Raw genomic sequence first — 5669 nt, forward strand, 5'->3', positions numbered from 1 at the left:
ACCCCCACCGCCCGTGGAAGTAGTTGAGCCCCCCCTCCTCCGTCCCCTTGCCGAAATCACTGCTGATCTAAGTAGACCCCTTCCCCCCAACCTCCTCAAAACCCGCAAACAAGGTGGACAAACGATTACCTATATCCCTTGGTATACCGTAAACCGACTTCTAGACCGCTTCGCGCCCGGTTGGGAAGGAAGTGTCGCGCAGATGAGCTTCACCGGGGAACGGGTATTCGTCGTCTACAGTTTGACCATTCCTGCTCTAGAAGGACGGTTCACCCGTCAAGCCACGGGCACTGAAGTCCTCAAGGAACTCGACCGTAATGGACAGGTCCGGGAATTAAGTTTCGGGGACCCCGGCTCGCGGGCGGAGAGTATGGCCTTCCGGCGAGCAGCAGCGCGGTTTGGGTTAGGGCTGTATCTGTACAACCGTCCCCATGATTAATTATTTGTCCGCTTTGTAGGGTTTACCCGCGAAGATAACTGCCATGCCAGCGGCGTGACCCAGCCGGTCCGTCTGTAAGCCCGTCCCTTTACCGGAGAAATAACCATCCATCTCTTTACAGAGATTCTCAGGGGTCAGACTATTGGTCTTAGCACTGATGGAGAAACTTGAAGTACCCGAAGCTTGATAGGACAGCATAGAGGCGCGGCAGAATTCTAGTTTTTGCGCCAGGGTTGCAGTTTGCCATTGCGTACCGGTATCGTCACCCGCAAGTTTTGGAGCCGTCGCCGTGGCTGGAACCGCAGCAACCGTCGCATCGGGAGCCGGGGTCTGGGCACAACCCACCAGCAACAAAGCAAGCAGCAAAGACCAAGATTTCATACATCCTCCCGGACGGATACGGATGTTTCTAATTGTAAAGCAGAATCAGGGATCGCTCACCTAGACTGGGGCAGCCCCAAACCCGTGGCACAGCGGTGAATGATCCGAGTGTCGTCCAGAGCTTTTTCAGTGTAATAGATGTAAGCACCCTGGGCCGTTACCAGGAATTCTGGGTCTTGGCGGACCATCAAAGACGGCTCACTAACTTGGCGGTAGAAGGGCCGGGTGGGGTCAATCGTGGCAATCCAGATGTCTGAGTGTTGGTTGGTGTCAGCATCCACCATGAAAATATAGGACCGCCCTCTATAAATAAAAGGTTCCGCCGAGAGGCTAAGTGGTTGCTTGGTAGGGGCTTCGAGGGTGTTAATCCGGGTCCAAGTCCCGGCGATTTCCCGCCAGACCCCGATCCGTTGGTGGTCAATATCCGCAATCGCCACCCAGTCGTTGTTAAACTCCGGGGCACGGAAAATAAATGGGTCGTACTTAGTACCTGCATCCGCGCTGACCTGGGTGAAGGTGCCGGGGTCAATATCGTAACGCGCCACCTGGGAGACCTCGCCCACCGTGACATTGACGCTCAAGGCCCGCTCCCCCCCAATCCAACGGCCCCCACTCGCCAAGGGAATCGCCGCAGGGGGTGCATTGTCATCTAACTCGCCCCAAAAAACCGTGGCATCCCCCGCTGTACTGCGGTAACGGACGCGGGGGGCCGGGTCGTCGGAGTCCAGACTTGCTAGCGGGGTCCGGCCCTCAGCTCCTGGTAGCACGCCCCCCTGCCAGACCGTACCATCAAAGGCCGCTAGACCCAGGAACCCAGTCCTACCCACGAGTTTGGAGTAGACAATCCGTGTCCCCGCTGCACCATAGCTCCACTCGGGTCCATTGCCTGAAATCCGCATCGGCACGAGATTGTCATCAATCCACTGCCCCTTGCCATTGCGGGGGATGAGGTCTCCGGTTACAGCATCGACAAGAGCTACCCAGAGGTTACGGGATTTGTCCTGCCAAGTAAACCGGAAGCCCTTTTGGTCAAATTCCAGGTCTGATAACGAAGAGCGGGGGTCTGAAACCACCGTATCCTCGACTACAAAAGGTTCAGCACCCAGGGGTGCAACTAGACATACGCTCAGAGCAAGGGTAAGAAGGCGAGAAGCGAGAGACATTGGGAGGACCTAAGTTGAAATACTTCAGTGATAGTACGCCAGTCATCTCGAATTCTTTGGTATGGCAAAACACACTCCCCAGGAAGTAGTCAGGTCAGCTATAGCTCGTTAAGGTGAATTAATTGCGGGGGGATGAAGTGGAGTATCGGCAACTCGGTCAGTATGGACCCAAGGTCTCAGCCGTCTGTCTAGGGTCGTGGTTGACCTACGGCGGGGCGACGGAAGAAGCCCAGGCCCGCGCCTGTATTGAGCGGGCTTACGAATTAGGCATAAACTTTTTTGACACCGCCAATGTCTACGCCCAGGGTGAGGGCGAGCGAGTGGTGGGCCGGATTTTGCGCCAGTTCCCGCGCCCGAGCTATGTGCTTGCCACTAAGGTGTATTTCCCCATGGGTCCGAGTGCCCAGGACCGGGGACTTTCACGCCGGCATATTCTAGAGCAGTGCGACGCTAGCCTGACCCGCTTGGGGGTGGAATATTTAGATCTTTACCAAGCCCACCGCTATGACCCGACTGTACCCCTAGAGGAAACGCTCCGCGCCTTTGACCAGCTAGTGCGCCAAGGAAAGATCCGTCATTACGGAGTGTCGGAGTGGAGCCGAGCACAACTCGCCCAAGCCCATGACCTAATCCAGCAACACCACCTCGCGCCAATTATTTCGGACCAGCCCTACTACAACCTCTTGGCACGGGAGATTGAAAAGGAAATCCTGCCCTTCTGTCGCCAAGCAGGGATTGGGATTATTAACTTCTCGCCCCTTGCCCAAGGGGTATTGACAGGTAAATACAAACCGGGCGCACAGGTCCCCGCCGATTCTCGGGCCAGCGACCCACGCCAGAATCGTTTCTTGACCCTAGACGCCGACCAACTCGCCCGCGTCCAAAAGCTTGTTCCCCTCGCTCAGGCCGAGGGTCTGACCCTAGCGCGGTTAGCTTTGGCATGGTGTCTCCGTTTGCCGGAATTAAGCAGTGTCATTATCGGCGCAACTAGGCCCAGCCAAGTGGAAGATAACGCGGGGGCCGTGGGTAAGAAGCTCACCCCGGCGACCCTACAGGCCATAGACCAGATTTTTGAGGGACCGCAATAGCTCTTAAAGTCTGAATAGAGCGTAAACCTCTAGGATGTGTAGAGACGTTGGCGATGGGCAAATGGAATACATTAACCGGGAACTCAGTTGGCTGAGTTTCAACGAGCGGGTCCTTGCTGAGGCCCAAGATCCTCGTACGCCCCTGTTGGAGCGATTGAAGTTTCTCGCTATCTACGGGAGTAACTTGGATGAGTATTTCATGCTCCGGGTCTCGGGGATCAAAAGGCAGCTCGCCACCGGCGTTACCAGCAAAACCCCCGACGGTCTGACCCCCGACCAACAACTCCAGCAGATCAATCAACGTTTAACGGTGCTGGGAGTTGCTCAGTACCAGTGTTATCAGGATCTGTTGCCCGAGTTAGCGGCCCAGGGAATTGAGGTTTTGAACTATGAACAGTTAACGGAGAGTGACCGTCAGTACCTCCACACCTATTTCCAAGAACAGATCTTCCCGGTGTTGACGCCCTTGGGGGTGGACCCGGCCCATCCCTTCCCCTACTTGTCGAATTTGAGTTTGTCCCTGGCAGTTGCGGTAGTAGATGCTCAAGGGAGCCATCGGCTAGCCCGCATCAAAGTCCCCCATGGACTCCTGGAGCGATTTGTCCCGGTGGGGCGGCCTCTGGTCTTTTTACCCCTCGAACAACTGATTGCAGCCCACTTAGATAGTCTGTTTCCGGGCATGGTGGTCCGGGCGGTCCATGTTTTCCGGGTGACGCGCAACGCCGATATTGAGATCCAGGAGGATGAGGCCGAGGATTTACTTTTGACCATTGAGCAGGAATTGCGCCGCCGTCGCTTTGGGGAGGTGGTGCGCCTAGAGGTGGACCCGCTGATGCCCCAGGAATTACGTCAGCAGTTGATGGAGGCTCTGGACCTGGAGGGGCAGTTTGTTTATGCGGTACCAGGGTTGCTGGATGTCAGTTCGCTGTTTGCCCTGACCCGGTTGGACTTCCCCCACCTCAAAGAAACGCCCTTCGTCCCCCACACGCCCCTCCGTTTTGCTGAAGCTGAGAATATCTTTGAGGCGATTAAGGCCGGGGATGTGCTGGTCCACCATCCCTACCACAACTTTGCGACTACAGTAGAGCGGTTCATCCATGCGGCGGTCCAAGACCCCCAGGTATTGGCGATTAAGCAGACCCTCTACCGCACGGGGGGAGCGGATTCCGCGATGATCCAGGGGTTGATTGAGGCGGCAGAAAATGGGAAACAAGTGGCAGTCCTCGTCGAACTCAAGGCCCGGTTTGACGAAGCTAACAACATCACCTGGGCACGGGCTTTAGAGAATGCCGGGGTCCATGTCGTCTACGGACTCGTCGGCCTCAAAACTCACTGCAAAGTCGCCCTGGTGGTCCGCCGTGAAGCGCAGGGTTTACGCCGCTACATCCACATCGGCACGGGTAACTACAACAGCAAAACCGCCCGCCTCTACACCGATGTGGGCGTATTCACCTGCGATCCTGAGATTGGAGCCGATGCCACGGACCTATTCAATTACCTAACGGGCTATTCCTCCTTCCACACCTACCGTCGTCTCCTCGTGGCCCCGGTGACGATGCGGACGCGGCTGGTGGACCTGATCCAACGGGAGATGGACTTACATACCCACGAACAACCCGGTTACATCGCCCTCAAAATGAACTCTCTCGTAGACCCAGCCATGATTGCATTACTCTACACTGCCGCCCAACGGGGGGTCCGCATTGACCTGATTATCCGGGGCATCTGTTGCCTGCGTCCGGGGGTGGCAGGCTTGAGTGAGCAGATCCGAGTCATTAGTATCGTCGGTCGCTTCCTCGAACACGCCCGCATCCTGCATTTTAGGAATGGCGGCGCGGATGAAGTGTATATCGGCAGTGCCGACTGGATGACGCGCAACCTCGATAAGCGGGTGGAAGTGCTAGTTCCCATTGGTGAGCCGACGATTAAGGAGCACCTGATGCACTACTTGCACCTCTCCTTGAAGGACAACCGCCAAGCCTGGGCACTCCAACCTGATGAGACCTACCGCCGGCGGACCCCGGCTGCCGATGAACCTCAGTTTTCATTACAGGAACACCTTTTGGTATCCAGTTAATTACCCATAAACTCAGGTACCCACCCTAGGACTTAGGTGCTGGGGTAAAACAGTTGCCCTACTTGCGAGATGGGCAGTCAATATTCTACGCGCTTAATAGGATAGTAACTACTCTGAATTAGCTTGTATTCTGGCGATCAAATCGAACAACAACAGGTGCACAAGATGACGAGTGGTGGGGCAGGCCGCCGTTACTTTTTGCAGGGTGCATTGTTTAGTCTTGCAGCGGCAAGTCTCACCTTGGGGTCTAGGGCTGATGAGTATATTGAAGCGATTGTAATTGGTAGTGGTTTTGGCGGCTCTGTGGCGGCGTTGCGTTTGGGTGAGCAAGGTATCACGACCTTGGTCCTCGAACGGGGCCGCCGTTGGCCCACAACAACCAATGCCTTCTGTACCTATGGCAACCCCGACGGGCGAGCGGCTTGGCTCAGCCCGACGACATTAGTTTACACACCGCACCCAATTGAGGTCTACACCGGGGTTCTTGACCGTTTCACCGCTAAGGGGATTTCGGTTTACCG

The 5669-nt window shown here is 56.0% G+C and carries 6 protein-coding genes; 4 read left to right on the forward strand and 2 right to left on the reverse strand.

All coding sequences use genetic code 11. From position 1 onward, the window contains the following. Positions 1–439, forward strand: a 439-nt coding sequence (locus HFM78_RS02250; RefSeq protein WP_287127788.1) for a Rad52/Rad22 family DNA repair protein, incomplete at its 5' end; no start/stop codon positions are given. On the opposite strand, the gene HFM78_RS02255 is transcribed toward HFM78_RS02250, so the two are convergent. Together HFM78_RS02255 and HFM78_RS02260 are read right to left on the reverse strand one after the other, a co-directional pair. Beyond that, on the reverse strand, positions 440–820 hold the full coding sequence (locus HFM78_RS02255) for a hypothetical protein (RefSeq protein WP_287127789.1): 381 nt from the start codon (positions 818–820) through the stop codon (positions 440–442). It lies immediately after the preceding gene. 56 nt (positions 821–876) lie between these two features. After that, entirely contained in the window at positions 877–1983 is a 1107-nt protein-coding gene (locus HFM78_RS02260) for a hypothetical protein (RefSeq protein WP_287127790.1), read from the reverse strand. A 137-nt stretch (positions 1984–2120) separates the two neighbouring features. Here HFM78_RS02260 and HFM78_RS02265 point away from each other — a divergent pair, with 137 nt between their 5' ends. The 3 genes from HFM78_RS02265 to HFM78_RS02275 form a co-directional block, all read left to right on the forward strand. Beyond that, on the forward strand, positions 2121–3071 hold the full coding sequence (locus HFM78_RS02265; RefSeq protein ID WP_396032995.1) for an aldo/keto reductase family protein: 951 nt from the start codon (positions 2121–2123) through the stop codon (positions 3069–3071). Between the two features lie 34 nt (positions 3072–3105). Next, on the forward strand, positions 3106–5148 hold the full coding sequence (gene ppk1, locus HFM78_RS02270) for a polyphosphate kinase 1 (protein WP_287127792.1): 2043 nt from the start codon (positions 3106–3108) through the stop codon (positions 5146–5148). Between the two features lie 165 nt (positions 5149–5313). Continuing rightward, positions 5314–5669, forward strand: a 356-nt coding sequence (locus HFM78_RS02275) for an NAD(P)-binding protein (protein WP_287127793.1), incomplete at its 3' end; no start/stop codon positions are given.

Source organism: Candidatus Cyanaurora vandensis (assembly GCF_013285555.1).
GTDB lineage: Bacteria > Cyanobacteriota > Cyanobacteriia > Gloeobacterales > Anthocerotibacteraceae > Cyanaurora > Cyanaurora vandensis.

Excerpts from the sequence above, each read along its gene's own strand:
- HFM78_RS02255 (WP_287127789.1), bottom strand. The coding sequence starts at position 820 with ATGAAATCTTGGTCTTTGCTGCTTGCTTTGTTGCTGGTGGGTTGTGCC.
- ppk1 (WP_287127792.1), top strand. The coding sequence starts at position 3,106 with ATGTGTAGAGACGTTGGCGATGGGCAAATGGAATACATTAACCGGGAA.
- HFM78_RS02260 (WP_287127790.1), bottom strand. The coding sequence starts at position 1,983 with ATGTCTCTCGCTTCTCGCCTTCTTACCCTTGCTCTGAGCGTATGTCTA.